We start from the raw sequence: 23,739 nt of genomic DNA, 5'->3' as shown, positions 1-23,739 counted from the left end.
GCGGGGTGGCTATGCTAGCATACCGACCCCGCAGGACAGTGCCCAAGGCCAGATCCGCGGTGACGGCTTTGTTGCCGTGCGGGTCAGCTCCAGGCTGCTCCCTCCCTGCCATTTTTCTCCGGGATACAGGTTTACGCAGATGAGCAAGACTTCTCTCGATAAGAGCAAGATCAAGTTCCTTCTTCTCGAAGGCGTCCACCAATCGGCTGTCGACGTCCTCAAGGCGGCGGGCTACACCAGCATCGAATACCTGACTGGTTCCTTGCCGGAAGCCCAGCTCAAGGAAAAGATTGCTGACGCTCACTTCATCGGCATCCGCTCGCGCACGCAACTGACCGAAGAGATCTTCGATCACGCAAAGAAACTGGTCGCGGTCGGCTGTTTCTGCATCGGCACCAACCAGGTTGACCTCAGTGCGGCCCGCGAGCGCGGTATCGCCGTGTTCAACGCGCCGTACTCCAACACCCGTTCCGTAGCCGAGCTGGTACTGGCCGAAGCGATCCTGCTGCTGCGCGGCATCCCTGAGAAAAATGCCTCCTGCCACCGTGGCGGCTGGATCAAGTCCGCTGCCAACTCGTTCGAGATCCGTGGCAAGAAGCTGGGCATCGTCGGCTACGGCTCGATCGGCACGCAGCTGTCGGTTCTGGCTGAAGGTCTGGGCATGCAGGTGTTCTTCTATGACACCGTGACCAAGCTGCCACTGGGCAACGCTACGCAGGTCAACAATCTGCACGAGCTGCTGGGCATGTCCGACATCGTCACCCTGCACGTACCGGAAACCGCCGCCACTCAGTGGATGATCGGCGAGAAGGAAATCCGCGCCATCAAGAAGGGCGGCATTCTGATCAACGCTGCACGTGGCACCGTGGTCGAGCTCGACGCCTTGGCGGACGCGATCAAGGACAAGCACCTGATCGGCGCGGCCATCGACGTGTTCCCGGTGGAGCCCCGCTCCAACGACGAAGAGTTCGAAAGCCCGCTGCGTGGCCTCGACAACGTGATCCTGACCCCGCACATCGGCGGCTCGACCGCCGAAGCGCAAGCCAACATCGGTCTGGAAGTGGCGGAGAAACTGGTCAAGTACAGCGACAACGGTACCTCGGTGTCGTCGGTCAACTTCCCGGAAGTGGCCCTGCCGGCTCACCCTGGCAAGCACCGCCTGCTGCACATCCACGAGAACATCCCGGGTGTGATGAGCGAGATCAACAAGGTCTTCGCCGAAAACGGCATCAACATCTCCGGTCAGTTCCTGCAGACCAACGAGAAGGTCGGTTACGTGGTGATCGACGTCGATGCCGAATACTCGGAGCTGGCGCAAGAGAAGCTGCAACACGTCAACGGTACTATCCGTAGTCGGGTGCTGTTCTAAGCACAGCGTTCGTAGCGCAAGAAAAAGGGAGCCCCGAAAGGCTCCCTTTTTTTATTTCACGTTGACCGTGATTTTTTCCGAAACGATCGATGGGTCGAACGGCATGTGGCCGCTGTCGCCGAGGATCAGTTGCAAGGTGTGCTTGCCGGGGGCCAGTTTGATCGTGGCTTCGGTCTGCGCCTTGCCGAAATGCATGTGGTGAGCGTCCGTCGGGATCGGCGCGCCTTCGGCCGGCAGGTCGTCGACGTCGATCAGCAGGTGATGGTGGCCGGTGTTCCTGGTGGTGTCACCCGCCGGGGCCAGCGCGATGTTCTTGACGCCGAACTTGACCTTGAATTCCTGCGAGACGGTGGCGCCGTCCTCGGGAGAAACGATGAACACTTCAGCATCCTTCGGCGCCGGTGTCGCCGCACTGGCCAGCACCGAAACACCCATCAGCACACCGGCCAACGCTGCACGAGACATAAAGCTTTTCATTTTCTTCTCCAGTTTTTCCGTAAAATCCGCACGGTCATGACAACTTCATGACCATTCGTTGTCGAAGGCACTCGACAACCATAGCAAAGCGAGCCTGAATCAGAGCGTCGCGATAATGATTTCAAAGGAGTGACCATGCGCTTGCTGCCTGGCCTGATCTGCCTGCTACCCCTTCTGAGCCCGCTGGCTCACGCCGAACTGATTGATGACGTCAACGACCGTGGCGAGCTGCGCATAGCCCTTGAGGCTAATACACCGCCCTTCAATTACAAGGAAGGCGACACCCTCACGGGGTTCGAGGTCGAGCTTGGGCAACTTCTGGCCCAGGAGCTGGATGTACGCGCCGACTTCATCGTCACCGACGAGGGCGACCTGCTCCAGGGCGTTGAAAGCGGCAAATACGATGTCGCGCTCAACCACATAGCACTGACACCCGAACTCAAGGATCGTTTCGACTTCAGCGAGCCGTACGGCGAGGTCGACGGGCAGTTGCTGGCAAAGAAGGACGAGACGCCGCGGCCGCTGGTGCTGGTGCAGGCGTTGACCGAAGCGAAGCCGAAAGCGGCAGCGCCGGTCGAGTTGGCGATCCCGTTTCAGAAGGGTAATCCGGCATTTCAGGCCAGCCTCAAGAGCGCGCTGGAACGGATCAAGGCGGATGGGCGGTTGGCGGCGCTGTCCGAGAAGTGGTTGAAACCGTAAGAGCCCCTCACCCTAACCCTCTCCCGGAGGGAGAGGGAACTGATCCGGGGATGCTTTAGAGGTACGCCGACTTGGGATTGCTATAACGAATCCGAAATCGACTGATCATGGCTTTGTCGAATCTCTGGTCGCCAAGGTCTGTCAGGTCGATGGACAGCGCCAGACACCTCGGTCGGCCCCCTCTCCCCCCGGGAGAGGGCTGGGGTGAGGGCAACGATGGCGGATCAGTCCAAAGCCGCCAGAGTCACCGCCGCCTCAACCAGCTCAAGTTCACTGAAAACCCGAACCCCATGACGCTTGAGCAACGCCGCCGTCACCCCTTCGCCACTGACTTTGACCCCACTGAACGTGCCGTCATACGTCAACAGATTCCCGCAAGAGGGGCTGTTGGCCTTGAGCACCGCCACCCGAATGCCGTGCTTTTGCACCAGTTCCAGCGCTTGCCGCGCCCCCTCGAGAAACTGCGCGCTGACATCCTCGCCCTCAGTAGTGATGACTGCGGCAATGCCATCCAGCACCTCAACACCCTGCCCGCCAGGAATCTCCGCCGCCGCCCGCGGCGTCGGCAATCCTCCGGCCACCTCAGGACACAACGGCACTACCCGCCCTTCTTCGATCCACTGCTCAAGCAGATCAAACGGCCCGCTCGCGCCACCGTCATAACGCACGCGGTGACCCAGCAGGCAGCGACTGACCAGGATCTTTTCCATGTTCAGAACGGCTCGTTGCCACGGCGACGGAACCAGCCAGTCAGCGACAGGCGCTCGCGATGGGCCGGCAACACTTCGTGGGGCACTTCGCCGGAGAGAAACACCACCAGGCAGCCGCCGGTCGGCTGCACGTCGTGCACACGTTCCTCGCCCAGGTACATGCGCAACTGGCCACCGTCCTCCGGCAACCAGGCCTCGTTGAGGTAGATGACGGCCGAGACCATGCGCCGGTCATCATCGCGAAAGCGGTCGAGGTGCTTGAGGTAAAACGCGCCGGGCGGGTACAGGGCGAAATGGCATTCGAAATCTTCAAGCCCCAGAAACAAGCCACGATTGAGCGCCTCGCGCAGACTGTCCATCAGGCTCAGGTAGCGGTCAGTGGCGTCGGCCTGACCCGGGTCGATCCACTGGATGTGATCGCCGCGAATACCCTCGCGAATCTCCGAAAACGGCCCGCGACCGACCGCCGCCGGCGCCAGCTCACCCTCGGCTTCACGTTTACGGCACTCGGCCGCCAGCGCCCGGGTCAGATCGGCGGGCAGGAAGATGTTCTGCTGCGACCAGCCGTGTTCGGCCAAGTCGTCGACAATGCGTAACAGCAGCGGGTGTTCAGAGGATATCGGCATGGCGCGCATAGTATGCCGACGGCAACAAATCCGACAGAGCCACGCAGCGCCTTGCTACGAATTCTCGACAAGTACCGGCACCGCACGGACAATAGTCCGCTGCTGACAGGAGTCCCTATGCGCCGTTTGCTTTTTTCACTGTTGATGTTCTGCGTATTGCCCGCCTGGGCGGACGGCCACGATCAGTTGTACAAGGTCGCCGGCTGGCCAGAACAACGCGCGCATTTCAACGATGCCCTGAGCGCCGCCCAGCAGCGCTATCAGAACAGCCTGCCGCCTGCGGTATTTCAGGCGCTGGTTAACAACAGCAATCAGCGCTTCGCCGCGCAGGCCATGGATCAGCGTGCCGAAGCGCAACTGCGGCAGAAACTCGCCGACCCGAAACCGGCGCTGACCTTCTTCCAGTCACCACTGGGCAAGAAAATCGTCGCCGCCGAATTGCTCGCAACCCGTCGCGATCAACTGGCAAAAAATGCCCAGGGCCTGCCGAAGATGCAGGCCAGCGACAGTCGCTTGCTGATCATCGGCCATCTCGCCCAGGCCCTGCCGGCCCGTGAGGCGGGCGCCGAGGTCAGTCTGGCGATTGCCGGCGTAGCGGCGGACAGCTTGAGTTCGATGATCCCGGGATTGCTCGGCGGCGGACAGGCACAGGGCATGTTGAACGGTCAGCGCCAGCGCCTGATGGATCAGATCGGCGCCGATCTGAACAACACGTTGCTCTACGTCTATCGCGATTTGTCGGATGAAGAGCTGGAAGAGTTTGCGACATTTGCCGAGTCGACCGAGGGCAAGGCTTACTACCAGGCGGCACTGGCGGCGATTCGGGCGGGGTTGGCGGTCGGCCAATAATCTTCGTTGCCTGAAAGATCGCATTCGCGAGCAGGCTCGCTCCCACATTGGATCATCAGTGGACACAAAATGTGTGAGCATCCCGAATTCCCTGTGGGAGCGAGCCTGCTCGCGAAGAGACCCGCACAGCCGCTACAGATTCCTGCCCCTGATCCGCTTGCTCAAGAATTCGAAATACTCCTCACGCATCTCCGCCGTTTCATTGGCCAGGTGATGCCGTGCCTCGGCCAACAGCAGAATCTGCGGCCGGTCGAACTTCCATTTCAACACCTGCAGATTGTGCTGCCAGTCGACAGTCATGTCCGCCTGCCCCTGAATGATCAGCGGCCGTCGCGGACTTTTTTTCGCGTGCTCGACGCGGATGATCCAGCGCGACAGCGCGCCCACCCATTTCGTTGGCAGACGTCTTGGCTGTAACGGGTCGGCCTGCAGAAACGGCAGAAAATCCGGATCGTTGGAATTCTCGCTAAAGCGTCGCACCACCCCGCGCACAAACGGCCGCAGCAGGTAATAACTCAACTGAGACCAGCCCCACGCCCTCGGCCGCACCAACGGCGCCAGCAGAATCACCTGCCCCTGCGCCGGGCTGTTCTCGCCATGGTTGAGCAGGTGATCGACGACAATCGCGCCACCGGTGCTTTGCCCGCACAAATGCCAAGGCTGCGGCAGCGCGATCGAGTTCGCTTCAGCGAACAGCGCCTGCAACACGTCCTGGTATTCAGAGAAATCACGAATGCTTGCCCGTGGCCCGCTCGACAGACCATGGCCCGGCAAGTCGCAGGCGATCACGGCGAAATCCTGATCCAGCGCCCACTCGATCACATGCCGGTACAGGCCGATGTGGTCGTAATAACCGTGGAGCAGAAACAGCGTCGCCTTGACCTTCTCCGGCCACCAGCAATGGCTGACCAGCTCGTAGCCATCGACTTCGAAACGACCCATGCCGCGCCAGACATCGCGCTCGGCGAAGTCGGTCTTGTAGAAGCGCTGATAAGCCTTCGCCTCATCCGATAACGGCTGCCACTCGGCCAATGGCTTGAGGCTCGCGCGTAAATGATCGGGGTCGAAAGTATCAGGCATGCGGACATTCCAAAGCGGTAAACGGACTTTATCGGCCTGCGATATTCATCTGTCGGAGCAAGCATGGCAAGCTAGCCAACCTTTTCAGATTCCGAAATCATGCGTTCGCCCTACCGCACCGCACTGTTCGCCAGCCTGCTCGCGCTGATCTGCGCCGGGGTGCTGTGGGCGGCATATGACTGGTTTCAGGGCCGCTATCTGCGCGCGTTCAGCGAACATACGGCGGTATTTTCCGGTGACCCGCTGCGCCTGCCGGACAACCTCGCCGGGCCGGGAAATATCCGCCTCGTGCACTTCTGGGACCCGGCCTGTCCGTGCAATGTCGGCAATCAACAGCACCTGAGCGAGATGGTCGAACAGTTCGGCGCGCGTGGCGTGGAGTTCTTCGCCGTGCAAAAGCCCGGCAGCCACGGCCAGTTGCCCGCCACCCTCGCCAGCCTGAAAACCATCGTCGTCCTGCCCGGCGCCGAACAGATCCCCGCCAGCCCTGCCGTGGCGATCTGGGATCGCAGCGGCAAACTCGCCTACTTCGGCCCGTACAGCGAAGGCTTGACCTGCAACTCCAGCAACAGCTTTATCGAACCGATCCTGCATGCCCTGACGGAAGATCGCCCGGTCAATGCTACTCACACCTTGGCGGTGGGTTGTTATTGCCCATGGCCGGCGGACGCGAAGTAAGGCATTCCGGACTTTTCAAGGACAGCGCTGCACCACACAGATGCTCTGTGCTAAATGTTTGCAGCCCGACGGGCGGCCTTCCCGCCTGCACAAGGAGTCACCATGAAGCGTGCGTTGATCGTCGTTGCCTTGCTCATCGTTGTCCTGCTCGGCGCCGCCGGCGGGTATATCTACAGCAAGCAGCCGACGCGCCAGGGCCAGGTCGAGCTGCGCAACCTGCAAGGCTCGGTGACCGTGCGCTATGACGAGCGCGGTGTGCCGCATATCCGCGCCGAGAACGAAACCGACCTCTATCGCGCCCTCGGTTATGTGCACGCGCAGGATCGTCTGTTCCAGATGGAAGCCATGCGCCGCCTCGCCCGGGGCGAGCTGGCCGAAGTGCTAGGGCCGAAACTGCTCGACACCGACAAACTGTTTCGCAGCCTGCGCATTCGCGAGCGCGCGGCCAGTTACGTCGCCAGCCTCGACAAGCAGTCGCCGGCATGGAAGGGCCTGCAAGCCTATCTGGACGGCATCAACCAATATCAGGACAGCCACGCCGCGCCGATCGAGTTCGACGTGCTGGGCATCCCCAAGCGGCCGTTCACTGCCGAAGACAGCATCAGCGTCGCCGGTTACATGGCCTATAGCTTTGCCGCCGCATTTCGCACCGAGCCGCTGCTGACCTACGTGCGCGATCAGCTCGGCGCCGATTACCTCAATGTCTTCGATCTCGACTGGCAGGCCAAAGGGGTTCTGGCCACCGATCACACCCGGCACGCACCGGCCCTCGCCGCCGGCGACTGGCAGGACCTCACCGCCCTCGCCCGCCTCAGCGAACAGGCGCTGCTCGACAACGGCCTGCCGCAGTTTGAGGGCAGCAACGCCTGGGTGATTGCCGGCAGCCGCAGTCAGAGTGGCAAGCCATTGCTGGCCGGCGATCCGCATATCCGTTTCTCGGTGCCGTCGGTATGGTACGAGGCGCAGTTGTCGGCGCCGGGTTTCGAGTTGTACGGCCATCATCAGGCACTGGTGCCGTTCGCGTTTCTGGGACACAACCTCGATTTCGGCTGGAGCCTGACCATGTTCCAGAACGACGATCTCGACCTGATCGCCGAGAAGGTCAACCCGGACAACCCCAATCAAGTCTGGTATCGCGGTCAGTGGACCGAGATGCTCGTCAGCGAACAACAGATCAAGGTAAAGGGTCAGGCGCCGGTGACGCTCACCTTGCGCCACTCCCCGCACGGGCCAATCGTCAACGATGCTCTTGGCAGCGCCGCCGGCAAGACCCCGATCGCGATGTGGTGGGCCTTCCTCGAAACACCTAACCCGATCCTCGACGGCTTCTACCAGCTCAACCGCGCCGACACCTTGGCCAAGGCCCGCGCGGCAGCGGCCAAGGTGCAGGCGCCGGGCCTGAATCTGGTGTACGCCAACGCCAAAGGCGATATCGCCTGGTGGGCCTCGGCCTTGCTGCCCAAACGTCCGGCCGGGGTGCAACCGGGCTTCATCCTCGACGGCAGCACGCCCGAAGCGGACAAGGACGGCTACTACCCGTTCAGCGCCAACCCGCAGGAAGAGAACCCGGCGCGCGGCTATATCGTCTCGGCCAACTTCCAGCCCGTGTCGCCGACCGGCATGGAGATCCCCGGTTACTACAACCTTGCCGATCGTGGTCAGCAGCTTGACCGTCAGCTCAGCGACAACCGGGTGAAGTGGAGCAACGAGGCCAACCAGCAACTGCAACTGGGCACGGCGACCGGTTACGGCCCGCGTCTGTTGGCGCCACTGTTGCCGGTGTTGCGTGAGGTGGTGAGTGATCCGGCGCAGCTGAAACTGGTCGAGCAACTGGCGCAGTGGCCCGGCGACTATCCGCTGAATTCGATCAGCGCGACGGTGTTCAACCAATTCCTCTACGACCTTGCCGACGCGTCGATGCGCGATGAGTTGGGCAATGAATTCTTCGAGACACTGCTGTCGACGCGGGTAATCGATTCGGCGTTGCCACGCCTGGCGGCCAAGGCGGACTCACCGTGGTGGGACAATCGCAGCACGCCGGCCAAAGAAACCCGCGCCGATGTCGTGCGCACGGCGTGGGCGGCAAGCATGGCGCATCTGAAACTGACCCTCGGCGATAACGTGGCCGGTTGGCAGTGGGGCGCGGCGCACACCCTGACTCACGGCCATCCGCTGGGGCAGCAGAAGCCGCTGGATCGCCTGTTCAACGTCGGCCCGTTCGCGGCGCCGGGCAGCCACGAAGTGCCAAACAACCTCTCGGCGAAGATCGGCCCGGCGCCATGGCCGGTGACCTATGGACCGTCGACGCGGCGTCTGGTGGATTTTGCCGATCCGGTCCATAGCCTGACGATCAATCCGGTCGGCCAGAGTGGCGTGCCGCTGGACAGTCACTATGACGACCAGGCCGAGGCGTATGTGGAGGGGATTTATGTGCAGGCGCATTTCAGCGAGGAAGAGGTGCTGGCGAATACGCGCAGTACGTTGAAGCTGCTGCCTGCGCGGGCTGCGCAATAGATTGATGCAATCTGCACCGGCCCTTTCGCGAGCAAGCTCGCTCCCACAGGAGATTGCATTCCAAATGTGGGAGCGAGCCTGCTCGCGAAAGCGCTGTGTCAGCCGACATCTGAGTCGACTGACACTCCGTCTTCGCGAGCAGGCTCGCTCCCACATTTACAACCAGGTTGGCCGCAGGGTTGAGGCCAACCTGATATTGCTTAGGCCGCTTCCGGCGCTGGCGCGCGGCGTGCGTCCGGTTGTTTCCACGAATCGGCGGCGCTTTCTTCGATGGCTTGCTGGATGGCTTTCTTGCGTGCTTCTTCGGCGCGGCGGCTGAAGAACCAGACGAGGAAGGTCACCAGCGACACCGCCAGCAGAATCAGACTGGCCACGGCGTTGATTTCCGGCTTCACACCCAGGCGCACGGCCGAGAACACTTCCATCGGCAGGGTCGTCGAACCCGGGCCGGACACGAAGCTCGCCAGCACCAGGTCATCCAGCGACAGCGCGAACGACATCATGCCGCCCGCCGCCAGCGACGGCGCGATCATCGGGATGGTGATCAGGAAGAACACCTTCCACGGCCGCGCGCCCAAGTCCATCGCCGCCTCTTCGATCGACAGGTCCAGCTCACGCAAGCGCGCTGACACCACCACCGCCACATACGCGGCGCAGAACGTGGTGTGGGCGATCCAGATGGTGACGATGCCGCGCTCCTGCGGCCAGCCGATCATTTGGGCCATGGCCACGAACAGCAGCAACAGCGACAGACCGGTGATCACTTCCGGCATCACCAACGGCGCAGTCACCAGGCCACCGAACAGCGTGCGGCCCTTGAAGTGAGTGATGCGGGTCAGCACGAACGCTGCCAGGGTACCCAGTGCCACCGCCGCCACGGCGGTGTAGCAGGCGATTTCCAGCGAGCGCAGCACCGAGCCCATCAGTTGCGAGTTGTCGAGCAGGCCGACGTACCACTTGATCGACCAGCCGCCCCATACCGTCACCAGTTTCGAGGCGTTGAACGAGTAGATCACCAGAATCAGCATCGGCAGATAGATGAAGATCAGACCCAGTACCAGCATCAGGCTGGAGAAACGGAAGCGCTTCATTCTTTACCCTCCATTTCCTTGGCCTGACTGCGGTTGAACAGAATGATCGGCACAATCAGGATCGCCAGCATCACCACCGCCAGCGCGGACGCCACCGGCCAGTCGCGGTTGTTGAAGAATTCTTGCCACAGCACCTTACCGATCATCAGGGTTTCCGGGCCGCCGAGCAGTTCCGGGATCACGAACTCGCCGACCACCGGAATGAACACCAGCATGCAGCCGGCAATGATGCCGTTCTTGGACAGCGGAATGGTGATTTTCCAGAAGCTGTTGAAGGTGCTCGAACCCAGATCCGACGCGGCTTCCAGCAGACTCTGATCATGCTTCACCAAGTTGGCGTACAGCGGCAGGATCATGAACGGCAGGTACGAATAGACAATCCCGATGTACACCGCCAGGTTGGTGTTGAGGATCTGCAGCGGCTCGTCGATCAGGCCCATGCTCATCAGGAAGCCGTTGAGCAGGCCGTTGTTGCTGAGGATGCCCATCCACGCGTACACGCGGATCAGGATCGCGGTCCAGGTCGGCATCATGATCAGCAGCACCAGCACCGTTTGCAGCTCCTTGCGCGCGCTGGCGATGGCGTAGGCCATCGGGTAACCGATCAGCAGGCAGAGCACGGTGCTGATAAAGGCCATTTTCAGCGAGCCGAGATAGGCGGCGATGTACAGTTCGTCGTCGCCAAGCAACGCGTAGTTGCCCAGGTTCAGCAGCAGTTGCAGCTTCTGCTCGGCGTAGGTGTAGATCTCGGTGTACGGCGGGATCGCCACGTCGGCTTCGGCGAAGCTGATCTTCAGAACGATGAAGAACGGCAGCATGAAGAACAGGAACAGCCAGATGAACGGCACCCCGATGACCAGCTGCCGGCCATTGGGGATGATTCGGTTTATACGGCGTTTGAATTTGCGCATGTTCATGAGCGAAGTACCACGCCGCTATCGTCTTCCCACCACACGTAGACCTGATCGCCCCAGGTCGGACGCGCGCCGCGACGTTCGGCGTTGGCGACGAACGACTGCACCAGTTTGCCGCTCGGCAATTCGACGTAGAACACCGAGTGCCCGCCCAGATAAGCGATGTCGTGGACCTTGCCGCTCGACCAGTTGTACTCGCAGGTCGGCATGTCGGCGGTGACCAGCAGTTTTTCCGGGCGAATCGCGTAGGTGACCGACTTGTCCTGCACCGAGGTACTGATGCCGTGGCCGACGTAGATCTGCCGGTCGAGGTCCTTGCAGGTGATGGTCGCGTGGCCTTCGGCGTCGTCGATCACTTCGCCTTCGAAGATGTTGACGTTGCCGATGAATTCGCAGACCAGACGGCTGGTCGGGGTTTCGTAGATATCGATCGGGCTACCGATCTGCGCGATCCAGCCCAGGTGCATGATGGCGATGCGCTCGGCCATGGTCATGGCCTCTTCCTGGTCGTGAGTCACCATCACGCAGGTCACACCGACGCGCTCGATGATTTCCACCAGTTCCAGCTGCATCTGCGAACGCAGCTTCTTGTCCAGTGCGCCCATCGGTTCGTCGAGCAGCAACAGCTTCGGCCGCTTGGCCAGCGAACGGGCCAGGGCCACACGCTGGCGCTGGCCGCCGGACAGTTGATGCGGCTTGCGCTTGGCGTACTGGCTCATCTGCACCAGCTTGAGCATCTCGGCCACGCGGGCGTCGATCTCGGCCTTGGGGATCTTGTCCTGCTGCAAGCCGAAGGCAATGTTCTGCGCCACGGTCATGTGCGGGAACAAAGCGTAGGACTGGAACATCATGTTGATCGGCCGGTCGTACGGCGGCATGTCGGTGATGTCGACGCCGTCGAGGAAAATCCGCCCTTCCGTGGGCCGTTCGAAGCCTGCCAGCATCCGTAGCAAGGTGGATTTGCCCGATCCCGAACCGCCGAGCAGGGCAAAGATCTCGCCCTTCTTGATTTCCAGGGACACGTCGTCCACGGCAATCGTCTCGTCGAACTTCTTCGTGACCCGGTCGATTTTGACCAGCACCTGTTTCGGTGTCTGGTCGCCCTCGAGGGCTTTCTTGTAGGCGCCGGAGGCAACTGCCATTTACGAAACTCCCAACAGAAGCAGCAGTTCGCCCCGCAAGACGAACCCTGGATAGTTTGTGCGTTATTTGCCCGACTTGACCTTGGTCCAGCTACGGGTCATCAAACGCTGAATATTGGCTGGCAACTCGGTCGACACGTAGGTCTTGTCGAGGACTGCTTGCGGTGGGTAAACCGCTTCATCGGTGCGAATGGATTGTTCCATCAGCTTGTCCGAACCCGGATTGGGGTTGGCGTAACCGACGTAATCACTGACCTGGGCGATCACCTCAGGTTTCAGCAAATAGTTGATGAAGGCGTGGGCCTGTTTGACGTTGGACGAATCCTTGGGGATCGCCAGCATGTCGAACCACAGCGCGCCGCCCTCTTTCGGGATCGAGTAGGCGATGTTGACGCCCTTCTTGGCTTCCTCAGCACGGTTCTTCGCCTGGAAGATATCGCCGGAGAAACCGATGGCCACGCAGATGTCGCCGTTGGCCAGATCGCCGATGTACTTCGACGAATGGAAATAGGTCACGTAGGGACGCACCGCGAGCAGCTTGGCGGTGGCCTTTTCGTAGTCCTTGGTGTTGGTGCTGTTGGCGTTCAGGCCCAGGTAATTGAGCATGGTCGGCATCATTTCGTCAGCCGAATCGAGGAACGCGACACCGCAGCTGTGCAGCTTCTTGATGTTTTCCGGCTCGAACAGCACGGCCCAGGAATCGATCTTGTCGATGCCCAGCACAGCTTTGACCTTGTCGACGTTGTAGCCGATGCCGTTGGTGCCCCACAGATACGGTACGGCGTAGAGGTTGCCGGGATCGTTCTGCTCCAGGCGCTTGAGCAGCACCGGGTCGAGGTTGGAATAATTCGGCAACTGCGCCTTGTCGAGCTTCTGGAACGCGCCCGCCTTGATCTGCTTGCCAAGGAAGTGGTTCGACGGCACGACCACGTCGTAACCGGTGCGCCCGGCGAGCAGCTTGCCTTCCAGGGTTTCGTTGGAGTCGAAAACGTCGTAGACCGGTTTGATCCCGGTCTCTTTCTCGAAGTCGGCCAGGGTCGATTCGCCGATGTAATCGGACCAGTTATAAATATGCACCGTACCGGCGGCCTGGGCTCCGACAGCGATTGTCAGGCCGGCAGCGGCCAGCAGGGCTTTGCGCAAAGAAGAAAATACAGGCAAGTGGAGGTCCTCTAAATTGATTGGGCCCAAGTTGCCCCGCGCTGCATGACAGCCATGGCTGCCCGACAACAAAACCGGCGCGCAACTTACCCTCGAAAAACCGATCCAGCAAAACTTTCTGTCATTTAATTATCCGCTGGCCGCCGTCGCGACGACGACGGCCAGTGGTTGTGGCGACAAACCGGCTTATTTGCCCGATTTGATCTTGGTCCAGCTGCGGGTGATCAGACGCAGTGTGGCGGCGTCCAGATCGCTGATCGCATAGAGCTGCTTCTTCACTTCAGCCGAAGGATAGATGCTCGGGTCGCTGGTGATGTCCTTGTCCACCAGAGGCGTTGCCGCCTTGTTGCCGTTCGGGAAACGCACGGCGTTGGTGATGCCGGCCATCACTTGCGGCTCCAGCAGGTAGTTCATGAACTTGTAGGCGGCTTCGACGTTTTCGGCATCCTTGGGAATGGCGACCATGTCGTAGAAAGTACCGGCGCCTTCTTTCGGAATGGTGTAGGCCAGCTTGACCTTGTCACCGGCCTCCTGGGCGCGGGTCTTGGATTGCTCCAGGTCACCCGAGTAACCGACGGCGACGCAGATGTTGCCGTTGGCCAAATCCGAGATGTACTTGGACGAGTGGAAGTAGGCGACCGAAGGACGGATCTTCAGGAACAGGTCTTCGGCGGCCTTCAGATCAGCCTTGTCCTTGCTGTTGGTCGGCTTGCCCAGATAGTGCAATGCCGCCGGAATCATTTCGGTCGGCGCATCGAGGAAGCTCACGCCGCAGCTTTTGAGCTTCTCGATGTTTTCCGGCTTGAACACCACGTCCCACGAATCGATCTTGTCGATGCCCAGCGCAGCCTTGACCTTGGCCGGGTTGTAGCCGATGCCGATCGAGCCCCACATGTACGGGAAGGCGTGTTTGTTGCCCTGGTCGCTGGCATCGCCAACGGCCTTGAGCAGGTCTTCGTCGAGGTTTTTCCAGTTTGGCAGCTTGGACTTGTCCAGCTCCTGGTAAACGCCGGCCTTGATCTGCTTGGCGAGGAAGTTGTTGGAAGGCACCACGATGTCGTAACCGGACTTGCCGGCCAGCAGCTTGGCTTCCAGGGTTTCGTTACTGTCGAAGACGTCGTAGACGACTTTGATCCCGGTGGCTTTTTCGAAGTTGGCCACGGTGTCCGGCGCGATGTAGTCGGACCAGTTGTAGACGTGCAGCACCTTGTCGTCCGCGTGCACCGCACCCGCCATCATGCCCGCCATGGACAGCGCGAGCAGAGTCTTGCCAGCTAGCTTTTTACCTAATGCCTTCATGCGTCATGCTCCAAATTTTTCTTTTTTGAACCACTTTGTTCAGCGGCCGAACCCGGACAACTGGAACCGCGGCTAGTCTGGCAAGATCCGAGGCGGTCTTTCAACAAAAGACCAGCCTTTCTGACAGCTTTGAGCGAGTGCGCCGCAGCTCCCCCGCCCAAAGCCTAGCACCTAGGCCTGCAGCGCATTGAGGGTCAGGTCCAGACACTTGCGTGCTTTTGTAACCAGCTCATCGATCTCGGCTTTGCTGATCACCAGCGGCGGCGCGATGATCATGGTGTCGCCGACTGCGCGCATGATCAGGCCGTTGTCGAAGCAGAACTGCCGGCAGATCATGCCCACGCCCTTGCCTTCGTAACGCTTGCGCGTGGCCTTGTCCTGCACCAGCTCGATCGCCCCCAGCAGACCGACGCCGCGAACTTCACCCACCAACGGGTGATCGTTCAGCTCACGCAGACGTTTCTGCAAATACGGTGCCGTTTCGTTGTGGGCGTTCTCGATAATTTTTTCGTCGCGCAGGATGCGGATGTTTTCCAGGCCCACCGCGGCTGCCACCGGGTGCCCGGAGTAAGTGAAGCCGTGGTTGAAATCGCCGCCTTCGTTGAGCACGGCCACCACCGAGTCACGCACGATCAATCCGCCCATCGGGATGTAGCCGGAGGTCAGGCCCTTGGCGATGGTCATCATGTCAGGCGCAAGGTCGTAGAAATCGCTACCGAACCACTCACCGGTACGGCCGAAACCGCAGATCACTTCATCGGCGACGAAGAGGATGTCGTACTTGGCGAGGATTTCCTTGATGCGCGGCCAGTAGGTGTCGGGCGGAATGATCACGCCGCCGGCACCCTGAATAGGCTCGGCAATAAAGGCACCGACGTTGTCGACGCCGACTTCGAGAATCTTTTCTTCGAGCTGATTGGCCGCCCAGATGCCGAACTCTTCCGGCGACATGTCACCGCCTTCGGCAAACCAGTACGGCTGGGCGATGTGGACGATGCCCGGAATCGGCAGGTCGCCCTGCTCGTGCATATAGGTCATGCCGCCGAGGCTCGCGCCGGCCACGGTCGAACCGTGATAACCGTTCTTGCGGCTGATGATGACTTTCTTGTTCGGCTGGCCTTTGATCGCCCAGTAGTGACGGACCATGCGCAACATGGTGTCGTTGCCTTCAGAGCCGGAGCCGGTGAAGAACACGTGGTTCATGCCTTCTGGCGCCACGTCGGCAATCGCCTTGGCCAGTTCCAGCGCCGGCGGGTGGGCAGTCTGGAAGAACAGGTTGTAGTAAGGCAGTTCGCGCATCTGTTTGGCGGCGGCATCGGCCAGCTCATCGCGACCGTAACCGATCGCCACGCACCAGAGGCCGGCCATGCCGTCGAGGATCTTGTTGCCTTCGCTGTCCCACAGATAAACGCCCTTGGCGTTGGTGATGATCCGCGGGCCCTTCTCTTTCAGTTGCTTGAAATCACTGAACGGGGCCAGGTGGTGATCGCTGCTCAGCGCTTGCCACTCGCGGGTTTGCGGGTTGTTGCTGGTCATGCCAATTCTCCTTGTTATCGGTGAAGGCGCGACGGCTGGCCGCCGCGCCCGGCGTATCAGACGGCGAAGAGCAGGTACTCACGCTCCCAGGAACTGATCACGCGCTTGAAGTTTTCATGCTCGGCGCGCTTGACCGCGACGTAGCCGGTGATGAAGGTCTTGCCGAGATACTTCTCGATGGTCGCGCTGTTTTCCATGCGCTCCAGCGCGTCTTCGATGGTCAGCGGCAGGCGCAGGTTGCGGCGCTCGTATCCACGACCGACCACTGGCGCGCTCGGGTTCAGGCCCTCGACCATGCCGATGTAACCGCAGAGCAGGCTCGCGGCAATCGCCAGGTACGGGTTGGCGTCTGCGCCCGGCAGGCGGTTTTCCACGCGACGGTTCTGCGGGCCGGCATCTGGTACGCGCAGGCCGACGGTACGGTTCTCTTCGCCCCACTCGACGTTCACCGGTGCCGAAGTGTCCGGGAGGAAGCGGCGGAACGAGTTGACGTTCGGCGCGAACAGCGGCAACAGCTCGGGGATCAGTTTCTGCAAGCCACCGATGTGGTGCAGGAACAGCTGGCTCATGGTCCCGTCTTCGTTGGAGAAGACGTTCTTGCCGGTCTGAATGTCGATGATGCTCTGGTGCAGGTGCATGGCGCTGCCCGGCTCACCGGTCATCGGCTTGGCCATGAACGTCGCCGCTACGTCGTGCTTGAGCGCGGCCTCGCGCATGGTGCGCTTGAACACCAGAATCTGATCGGCCAGCGACAGGGCGTCACCGTGACGGAAGTTGATTTCCATCTGCGCGGTGCCGTCTTCGTGGATCAGCGTGTCGAGGTCCAGCTCCTGTAATTCGCACCAGTCGTAGACGTCTTCGAACAACGGGTCGAATTCGTTGGCCGCTTCAATGGAGAACGACTGCCGGCCGATTTCCGGACGGCCCGAGCGGCCGATCGGCGGCTGCAACGGATAGTCGGGGTCGTCGCTGCGCTTGGTCAGGTAGAACTCCATTTCCGGCGCCACGATTGGCTGCCAGCCCTTGTCGGCATACAGCTTCAAGACTTTCTTGAGGACGTTGCGTGGCGACAGCTCGATCGGGTTGCCTTGCTTGTCGTAGGTGTCGTGGATCACCTGCGCGGTCGGCTCGATGGCCCACGGCACCAGGTACACGGCGTTCTGGTCGGGACGGCAGATCATGTCGATGTCGGCCGGGTCGAGCAGTTCGTAATAGATGTCGTCTTCGACGTAGTCGCCGGTCACGGTCTGCAGCAGCACGCTCTCCGGCAGACGCATGCCTTTCTCGGCGATGAACTTGTTGGTCGGCGAAATCTTGCCCCGTGTGATCCCGGTCAAGTCGCCGATCATGCATTCGACTTCTGTGATCTTGCGGTCTTTCAACCAATCGGTGAGCTGGTCGAGGTTGTTACTCATAAATGCCTCTGGGCTGAGTCTCCTGACGCGATGTCAGGCAATTTTGACGCTTGCGGCGTCGCGTTAAAGGGGGCTTGCTCGCGCAGTGCCGGCTTACGCCTGGCACCGCGCATAGACAATGAAAGAGGAGCTTACCTGCCCTTGACGCTGGCGTTGCATTTCCCGTGCACTTTGCAAACGTGCAGAATCACAAGCATGACGCTGAGTGCGGCACGGGCTTTGGGAGGGAAAGAGTTCTATAGTGAAAGGAGACGCCATAAAGCGGATGCTGTGCCCGACGTCCAGAATATCGGACGCTGCCGTTTTGCCGGATGTTGACGAGAGTCTCGTCAACAGGCTGCGCGCCTTGCTGGCTGCGCTACGGACGGATTGATCGCCACTGATGTGATGAGCATGCAGACCGGACTGTTGCGAGCAGTCGGTGATGCCGATTAACGGCAGGCGAGACATGAAGCACCCCGGTATTATTGCTGTTATGGGTTTGACCGGAGCTTAGCCTTGTTCATTTTTTTACACAACACCCCCGTAAAAAATACAACACGGCCTGCTCAAGCCCGCAGCTGAGCAACGTTCAAGGTTTGAAAAAACGCCCCAAAGTGCCCCATAAATGCCCTTCAAGCGCTTTTTCGGGGCAAAAAAGGCCTCGCTTGACTTCGGCAGGCCGTTCGGGTTGACTGAAACCAGAAAAGATCAATGATTGATATTTTTAACAACAAAGGTGTTGCATCATGTCGGTACCCCCGCGTGCCGTTCAGCTTAACGAAGCGAACGCGTTCCTTAAGGAACATCCTGAGGTTCTGTACGTTGACCTTCTGATTGCGGATATGAATGGTGTGGTGCGCGGCAAGCGCATCGAACGCACCAGCCTCCACAAGGTTTACGAGAAAGGCATCAACCTGCCGGCCTCTCTATTTGCTCTGGATATCAACGGCTCCACGGTGGAAAGCACCGGCCTGGGCCTGGACATCGGCGACGCCGATCGCATCTGCTATCCGATCCCCGATACCCTGTGCAACGAGCCATGGCAGAAGCGCCCGACCGCGCAGCTGTTGATGACCATGCACGAACTCGAAGGCGATCCGTTCTTCGCCGATCCCCGTGAAGTGCTGCGCCAGGTGGTGACCAAGTTCGACGAGCTCGGCCTGACCATTTGCGCCGCCTTCGAACTCGAGTTCTACCTGATTGACCAGGAAAACGTGAACGGCCGTCCACAGCCGCCACGCTCGCCGATCTCCGGCAAACGCCCGCACTCGACTCAGGTCTACCTGATCGACGACCTCGACGAATACGTCGACTGCCTCCAGGACATTCTGGAAGGTGCCAAAGAGCAAGGCATCCCGGCCGACGCGATCGTCAAGGAAAGTGCCCCGGCGCAGTTCGAAGTGAACCTGCACCACGTCGCCGACCCGATCAAGGCCTGCGACTACGCGGTCCTGCTCAAGCGTCTGATCAAGAACATCGCCTACGACCATGAAATGGACACCACCTTCATGGCCAAGCCGTATCCGGGCCAGGCGGGCAATGGTCTGCACGTACACATTTCGATTCTGGACAAAGCCGGCAAAAACATTTTTGCCAGCGAGGATCCCGAGCAGAACGCCGCGCTGCGTCACGCGATCGGCGGTGTGCTCGAGACCCTGCCGGCGCAGATGGCTTTTCTCTGCCCGAACGTCAATTCCTACCGTCGCTTCGGCGCGCAGTTCTACGTACCGAACTCGCCGTGCTGGGGCCTGGACAACCGCACCGTGGCGATTCGCGTACCGACCGGCTCTGCCGATGCCGTACGTATCGAGCACCGCGTGGCCGGCGCCGACGCCAACCCGTACCTGCTGATGGCTTCGGTACTGGCCGGCGTGCACCACGGCCTGGTCAACAAGATCGAACCGGGCGCGCCTGTCGAAGGCAACAGCTACGAGCAGAACGAACAGAGCCTGCCGAACAACTTGCGCGATGCCCTGCGCGAGCTGGACGACAGCGAGGTGATGGCCAAGTACATCGATCCGAAGTACATCGATATCTTCGTCGCCTGCAAGGAAAGCGAGCTGGAGGAGTTCGAACACTCCATCTCCGACCTTGAGTACAACTGGTATCTGCATACCGTTTAAACGGTTTGCAGCTTCAAAAAAACGCCGTTGGCTGACTCAGCCAGCGGCGTTTTTTTATGGCCGAACACAAAACCTGTGGCGAGGGGATTTATCCCCGTTGGGTTGCGAAGCAGCCCCAAATCCATACCACTCGGTGTGTCAGGAATACCCGGCTCTCAGGGTTTACGACTGCTGCGCAGCCGAACGGGGCGGTGCGACGTTTCGCTAAATCCCCTCGCCACAGGGTACCGGCAGACAACACCGAACCCTGCTCGTACAATGCCCGCTGCCCCGCAGGAGACTTCCATGACGCGTCCCGCCACCGTCCGCAAACCCCGTGCCCGCAGTCAGGCGCGGATCGATTCGATCCTCGATGCCGCGCGCACGTTGCTGGCGGCCGAGGGCGTGGCCAGTCTGTCGATCTACAGCGTCGCCGAACGCGCGCAGATTCCGCCCTCTTCCGTGTATCACTTTTTCGCCAGCGTCCCGGCGCTGCTCGAAGCACTGACCGCCGATGTCCACGCAGCCTTCCGCGCCTGCCTGCAAGCGCCGATCGATCACGATGCCTTGCGTGACTGGCGAGATCTGTCGCGACTGGTCGAACAGCGCATGCTGGAGATCTACGACGAAGACGCAGCCGCGCGGCAATTGATCCTGGCGCAACATGGCCTGACCGAAGTCACCCAGGCCGACCGCCAGCACGATCTGGAACTGGGCGACTTGATGCACAAGCTGTTCGACCAGCATTTCGAGTTGCCGAGGCTGCCGGACGATGTCGATGTGTTTGCCCTAGCGATGGAACTGGGCGACCGGGTTTATGCACGTTCGGTGCAGCAGCACGGGCAGATCACCCCGCGCATGGCCGAGGAAGGGATGCGCGTGTTTGATGCCTATATCGGGTTGTACCTTCCGCCGTATCTACCCAAAAGAAATCTCTAGCGCATGCACCGGCCCTTTCGCGAGCAGGCTCGCTCCCACATTTGAAATGCGTTCCCCTGTGGGAGCGAGCCTGCTCGCGAAAGCCGCGCCGCCGAATCCGCGACAGGCACAAAAAACCCCGCAGGGCTCACACCCTCCGGGGTTGTTTTTTGCTCACCGGCTCACAACTTGGCGATGGACACCTCGGTGGATTTCACAAAGGCGATCACCTCACTGCCGACCACCAGCTCCAACTCTTTCACAGAACGGGTGGTGATCACCGAAGTGACGATGCCCGAAGCGGTCTGCACGTCGATTTCCGACAGCACGTCGCCGAGGACGATTTCCTTGATCGAGCCTTTGAACTGGTTGCGCACGTTGATGGCTTTGATAGTCATGGCATTGATTCCTGTCGTTGATAAAGGTGTTATTGCGCCCAGCGCAGTTGCGTAGGCAGGGGTGAAACGGGTTCCGGCGCCGGCGGTTCGCCGGGCAGGGACAGAACACGGTTGAGCACTTCGGTTTCCAGTGCGGCGAGGCGATGCGAGCCACGCACCCTGGGGCGCGGCAGTTCGACGTGCAGGTCGAGACCGACTTCGCCGTCCTCGATCAGGATCACCCGATCGGCGATCGCCACCGCTTCACTGACGTCATGGGTCACCAGCAGCACGGTAAAACCGTGTTGCTGCCAGAGCCGTTCGATCAGTTGCTGCATCTCGATGCGGGTCAGGGCATCCAGTGCGCCGAGCGGTTCGTCGAGCAGCAGCAGACGCGGCTGGTGAATCAGCGCCCGGGCCAGCGCGACACGCTGCTTCTGGCCGCCGGACAACGCCGCCGGCCATTCATTGGCGCGATCGGCCAGGCCCACTGCTTCCAATGCATCCAGCGCTTGCTGGCGCCAGTTGCCCTTGAGGCCAAGACCGACGTTGTCGATGATCTTTTTCCACGGCAGCAGCCGCGCTTCCTGGAACATCAGCCGCGTATCGTCGCGCGCCTGGCTGAGCGGTGCGGAGCCGGCCAGCAGCTCGCCGCCAGAGGGTTGATCGAGGCCGGCGAGCAAGCGCAAGAACGTGCTCTTGCCACAACCGCTGCGCCCGACCACGGCGACAAACTGCCCCGCCGGAATGTGCAGATCGATGTCGCGCAACACCTGGCGTGAGCCGAAGGTCTTCTGCAGGTTGCGCACTGCCAACGGAATCCCGCGCAACAGGCGTGGAGGTTGTTGAGCAGTCATGCCGCACCTCCCTTGGCAACCTGATAGGCCGGGTGCCAGCGCAGCCACACACGTTCAAGACCACGGGCGGCGAGGTCGGCGAGTTTGCCGAGCACCGCGTAAAGCAGGATCGCCAGCACCACCACATCGGTCTGCAAGAACTCGCGGGCGTTCATCGCCAGATAGCCGATACCGGAGCTGGCCGAGATGGTTTCAGCGACGATCAGCGTCAGCCACATAAAGCCCAGGGCGAAGCGCACGCCAACCAGAATCGACGGCAACGCACCCGGCAGAATCACCTGCCAGAACAGGCTGAAACCGCTCAGACCATAACTGCGCGCCATCTCCACCAACGCCGGGTCGACGTTGCGGATGCCGTGGTAAGTATTGAGGTAAATCGGGAACAAAGTGCCCAGCGCCACGAGGAAAATCTTCGCTGACTCGTCAATGCCGAACCACAGGATCACCAGCGGAATCAGCGCCAGGTGCGGCACGTTGCGGATCATCTGCACCGAGCTGTCGAGCAGGCGTTCGCCCCACTTCGACAGGCCGGTGATGAAACCCAGCACCAGACCGATGCTGCCGCCGATGGTGAAACCGAGTGCTGCGCGCCAGCCGCTGATCGCCAGGTGTGTCCAGATCTCGCCGCTGCGCACCAGACTGACACCGGCTTCGATCACCGCCACCGGTGCCGGCAGAATCCGCGTCGACAACCAACCGGCCGACACCGACAACTGCCACACCGCCAGCAGCAACACCGGCAACGCCCAAGGCGCGAGGCTGTGGATAAATTTGTTCATGGCCGCGCCTCAGCTCTGCGACGCGGCTTTGGGCAGGATGTCGTTGGCGACCATCTCGCCGAACGGGCTGACATAACCGGCGCTCTTCGGCAGTTCCGGGCGTTCAACGTCAAGATGCGGGAACAGCAGCTCGGCTACCCGATACGATTCTTCGAGGTGTGGATAACCGGAGAAGATGAAGGTATCGATGCCCAGATCCGCATATTCCTTGACCCGCGCTGCCACGGTCGGGCCATCGCCGACCAGTGCGGTACCGGCACCGCCGCGCACCAGACCGACGCCAGCCCAGAGATTCGGGCTGACTTCGAGGTTGTCGCGGCTGCCACCGTGCAGCGCGGCCATGCGTTGCTGGCCGACCGAATCGAAGCGCGCCAGCGAAGCCTGCGCACGTTGGATGGTGTCATCGTCCAGATGCGAAATCAGCCGATCCGCCGCTTGCCAGGCTTCGGCATTGGTTTCGCGGACGATCACATGCAGGCGAATGCCGAAGCGTACGGTGCGGCCGAGCCTGGCAGCTTTGGCGCGCACTTGTGCGATCTTCTCGGCCACCGCTGCCGGCGGCTCGCCCCAGGTCAGGACCATTTCCACTTGCTCGGCGGCCAGATCTTGCGCCGCTTCCGAAGAGCCACCGAAATACAGCGGCGGACGCGGTTGCTGGATCGGCGGATAGAGCAGCTTCGCGCCCTTCACGCTTATGTGCTCGCCGTCATAATCGACGGTTTCGCCTTCCAGCACGCGACGCCAGATGCGGGTGAATTCCACTGAGGCCTGATAGCGCTCTTCGTGGTTGAGGAACAGCCCGTCACCGGCCAGTTCTTCCGGGTCACCACCGGTGACCAGATTGAACAGGGCACGCCCGCCGGACAGACGATCCAGCGTCGCAGCCTGGCGCGCCGCGACCGTCGGGGAAATGATCCCGGGGCGCAGGGCGACGAGGAATTTCAGACGCTGGGTCACCGGAATCAGCGAGGCCGCGACCAGCCATGAGTCTTCGCAGGAACGCCCGGTGGGTATCAGCACACCGCCAAACCCCAGACGATCCGCCGCTTGCGCGACCTGTTGCAGATAACCGTGATCAACCGCGCGGGCGCCTTCGGCGGTGCCAAGGTAATGGCCGTCGCCGTGGGTCGGCAGGAACCAGAAGATATTGAGGCTCATGGAGTG

At 61.0% G+C, this 23,739-nt stretch carries 22 protein-coding genes; 7 read left to right on the top strand and 15 right to left on the bottom strand.

Translation table 11 applies throughout. The features are described 5' to 3' along the window. Nucleotides 1-139 precede the first annotated feature (139 nt). Nucleotides 140-1,369 carry a phosphoglycerate dehydrogenase gene (gene serA, locus ACV8MC_RS08075; RefSeq protein ID WP_024014707.1) on the top strand — a complete coding sequence of 410 codons (1,230 nt, stop codon included), beginning with the start codon at nt 140-142 and terminating at the stop codon, nt 1,367-1,369. 51 nt (nt 1,370-1,420) lie between these two features. Here serA and ACV8MC_RS08070 read toward each other — a convergent pair whose 3' ends face one another. Next, nucleotides 1,421-1,846: a DUF4399 domain-containing protein gene (locus ACV8MC_RS08070; RefSeq protein WP_041476862.1), complete on the bottom strand. Its 426-nt coding sequence runs from the start codon at nt 1,844-1,846 to the stop codon at nt 1,421-1,423. A gap of 135 nt (nt 1,847-1,981) precedes the next feature. Here ACV8MC_RS08070 and ACV8MC_RS08065 point away from each other — a divergent pair, with 135 nt between their 5' ends. Beyond that, entirely contained in the window at nt 1,982-2,545 is a 564-nt protein-coding gene (locus ACV8MC_RS08065) for a transporter substrate-binding domain-containing protein (protein WP_095181303.1), read from the top strand. 224 nt (nt 2,546-2,769) lie between these two features. Here the strand turns inward: ACV8MC_RS08065 and ACV8MC_RS08060 are convergent, their stop codons facing one another. Further along, nucleotides 2,770-3,255 carry a DUF523 domain-containing protein gene (locus ACV8MC_RS08060; protein ID WP_150742958.1) on the bottom strand — a complete coding sequence of 162 codons (486 nt, stop codon included), beginning with the start codon at nt 3,253-3,255 and terminating at the stop codon, nt 2,770-2,772. A gap of 2 nt (nt 3,256-3,257) precedes the next feature. Beyond that, nucleotides 3,258-3,890, bottom strand: coding sequence for a 2OG-Fe(II) oxygenase (locus ACV8MC_RS08055; protein ID WP_076564478.1), 633 nt, complete (start codon nt 3,888-3,890; stop codon nt 3,258-3,260). Between the two features lie 108 nt (nt 3,891-3,998). Between ACV8MC_RS08055 and ACV8MC_RS08050 the strand changes: the two genes are divergently transcribed. Then, the gene (locus ACV8MC_RS08050) at nt 3,999-4,730 is read left to right on the top strand and encodes a DUF2059 domain-containing protein (RefSeq protein WP_024014712.1); all 732 of its coding nucleotides are present in this window, start codon (nt 3,999-4,001) and stop codon (nt 4,728-4,730) included. 132 nt (nt 4,731-4,862) lie between these two features. On the opposite strand, the gene bipL is transcribed toward ACV8MC_RS08050, so the two are convergent. Next, nucleotides 4,863-5,810, bottom strand: coding sequence for a phospholipase BipL (bipL, locus tag ACV8MC_RS08045; protein ID WP_256807875.1), 948 nt, complete (start codon nt 5,808-5,810; stop codon nt 4,863-4,865). A 99-nt stretch (nt 5,811-5,909) separates the two neighbouring features. On the opposite strand from bipL, the gene ACV8MC_RS08040 reads away from it, so the two are divergent. Together ACV8MC_RS08040 and ACV8MC_RS08035 are read left to right on the top strand one after the other, a co-directional pair. Next, entirely contained in the window at nt 5,910-6,488 is a 579-nt protein-coding gene (locus tag ACV8MC_RS08040; RefSeq protein ID WP_150637045.1) for a DUF6436 domain-containing protein, read from the top strand. A 102-nt stretch (nt 6,489-6,590) separates the two neighbouring features. After that, nucleotides 6,591-9,002: a penicillin acylase family protein gene (locus tag ACV8MC_RS08035; RefSeq protein WP_256807874.1), complete on the top strand. Its 2,412-nt coding sequence runs from the start codon at nt 6,591-6,593 to the stop codon at nt 9,000-9,002. Between the two features lie 200 nt (nt 9,003-9,202). On the opposite strand, the gene ACV8MC_RS08030 is transcribed toward ACV8MC_RS08035, so the two are convergent. The 7 genes from ACV8MC_RS08030 to ACV8MC_RS08000 all read right to left on the bottom strand — a co-directional run bounded on the left by ACV8MC_RS08030 (nt 9,203) and on the right by ACV8MC_RS08000 (nt 17,560). Further along, the gene (locus tag ACV8MC_RS08030; RefSeq protein ID WP_150742954.1) at nt 9,203-10,093 is read right to left on the bottom strand and encodes an ABC transporter permease subunit; all 891 of its coding nucleotides are present in this window, start codon (nt 10,091-10,093) and stop codon (nt 9,203-9,205) included. After that, nucleotides 10,090-10,971, bottom strand: a complete 882-nt coding sequence (locus ACV8MC_RS08025; protein ID WP_177327003.1) for an ABC transporter permease subunit — start codon at nt 10,969-10,971, stop codon at nt 10,090-10,092. The genes ACV8MC_RS08030 and ACV8MC_RS08025 overlap by 4 nt, the downstream gene beginning before the upstream one ends. A 35-nt stretch (nt 10,972-11,006) precedes the next feature. Next, nucleotides 11,007-12,149: an ABC transporter ATP-binding protein gene (locus tag ACV8MC_RS08020; RefSeq protein WP_016772662.1), complete on the bottom strand. Its 1,143-nt coding sequence runs from the start codon at nt 12,147-12,149 to the stop codon at nt 11,007-11,009. Nucleotides 12,150-12,212: 63 nt separating this feature from the next. Continuing rightward, nucleotides 12,213-13,310 (bottom strand): polyamine ABC transporter substrate-binding protein, encoded by a 1,098-nt coding sequence (locus tag ACV8MC_RS08015; protein WP_305381719.1) that lies wholly within the window; start codon nt 13,308-13,310, stop codon nt 12,213-12,215. 186 nt (nt 13,311-13,496) lie between these two features. Then, the gene (locus ACV8MC_RS08010) at nt 13,497-14,609 is read right to left on the bottom strand and encodes a polyamine ABC transporter substrate-binding protein (RefSeq protein ID WP_039757472.1); all 1,113 of its coding nucleotides are present in this window, start codon (nt 14,607-14,609) and stop codon (nt 13,497-13,499) included. Nucleotides 14,610-14,780: 171 nt separating this feature from the next. Next, complete coding sequence (locus tag ACV8MC_RS08005) at nt 14,781-16,145, bottom strand: aspartate aminotransferase family protein (protein WP_095181295.1); 1,365 nt, start codon at nt 16,143-16,145, stop codon at nt 14,781-14,783. Between the two features lie 56 nt (nt 16,146-16,201). Next, a complete protein-coding gene (locus tag ACV8MC_RS08000; protein ID WP_016772658.1) occupies nt 16,202-17,560 on the bottom strand; it encodes a glutamine synthetase family protein in 1,359 nt (452 codons plus the stop codon). A gap of 728 nt (nt 17,561-18,288) precedes the next feature. On the opposite strand from ACV8MC_RS08000, the gene ACV8MC_RS07995 reads away from it, so the two are divergent. Next, complete coding sequence (locus ACV8MC_RS07995) at nt 18,289-19,665, top strand: glutamine synthetase family protein (RefSeq protein WP_016772657.1); 1,377 nt, start codon at nt 18,289-18,291, stop codon at nt 19,663-19,665. Nucleotides 19,666-19,950: 285 nt separating this feature from the next. After that, nucleotides 19,951-20,583: a TetR/AcrR family transcriptional regulator gene (locus tag ACV8MC_RS07990; RefSeq protein WP_041476873.1), complete on the top strand. Its 633-nt coding sequence runs from the start codon at nt 19,951-19,953 to the stop codon at nt 20,581-20,583. Nucleotides 20,584-20,744: 161 nt separating this feature from the next. Here ACV8MC_RS07990 and ACV8MC_RS07985 read toward each other — a convergent pair whose 3' ends face one another. From ACV8MC_RS07985 to ssuD, 4 genes are read right to left on the bottom strand one after another with little or no spacing between them, the layout of a single operon-like run. Then, nucleotides 20,745-20,960 (bottom strand): TOBE domain-containing protein, encoded by a 216-nt coding sequence (locus ACV8MC_RS07985; RefSeq protein WP_003229256.1) that lies wholly within the window; start codon nt 20,958-20,960, stop codon nt 20,745-20,747. 29 nt (nt 20,961-20,989) lie between these two features. Then, entirely contained in the window at nt 20,990-21,796 is an 807-nt protein-coding gene (ssuB, locus tag ACV8MC_RS07980; RefSeq protein ID WP_150637055.1) for an aliphatic sulfonates ABC transporter ATP-binding protein, read from the bottom strand. Next, complete coding sequence (ssuC, locus tag ACV8MC_RS07975) at nt 21,793-22,575, bottom strand: aliphatic sulfonate ABC transporter permease SsuC (RefSeq protein WP_027610511.1); 783 nt, start codon at nt 22,573-22,575, stop codon at nt 21,793-21,795. Before ssuC ends, ssuB begins: the two co-directional genes overlap by 4 nt. 9 nt (nt 22,576-22,584) lie before the next feature. After that, nucleotides 22,585-23,733 (bottom strand): FMNH2-dependent alkanesulfonate monooxygenase, encoded by a 1,149-nt coding sequence (gene ssuD, locus ACV8MC_RS07970; protein ID WP_133335804.1) that lies wholly within the window; start codon nt 23,731-23,733, stop codon nt 22,585-22,587. Nucleotides 23,734-23,739 lie beyond the last annotated feature (6 nt).

Source organism: Pseudomonas sp. PK-RTE-24 (genome assembly GCF_054052265.1).
This window is presented reverse-complemented; position numbering and strand designations above follow the sequence as displayed.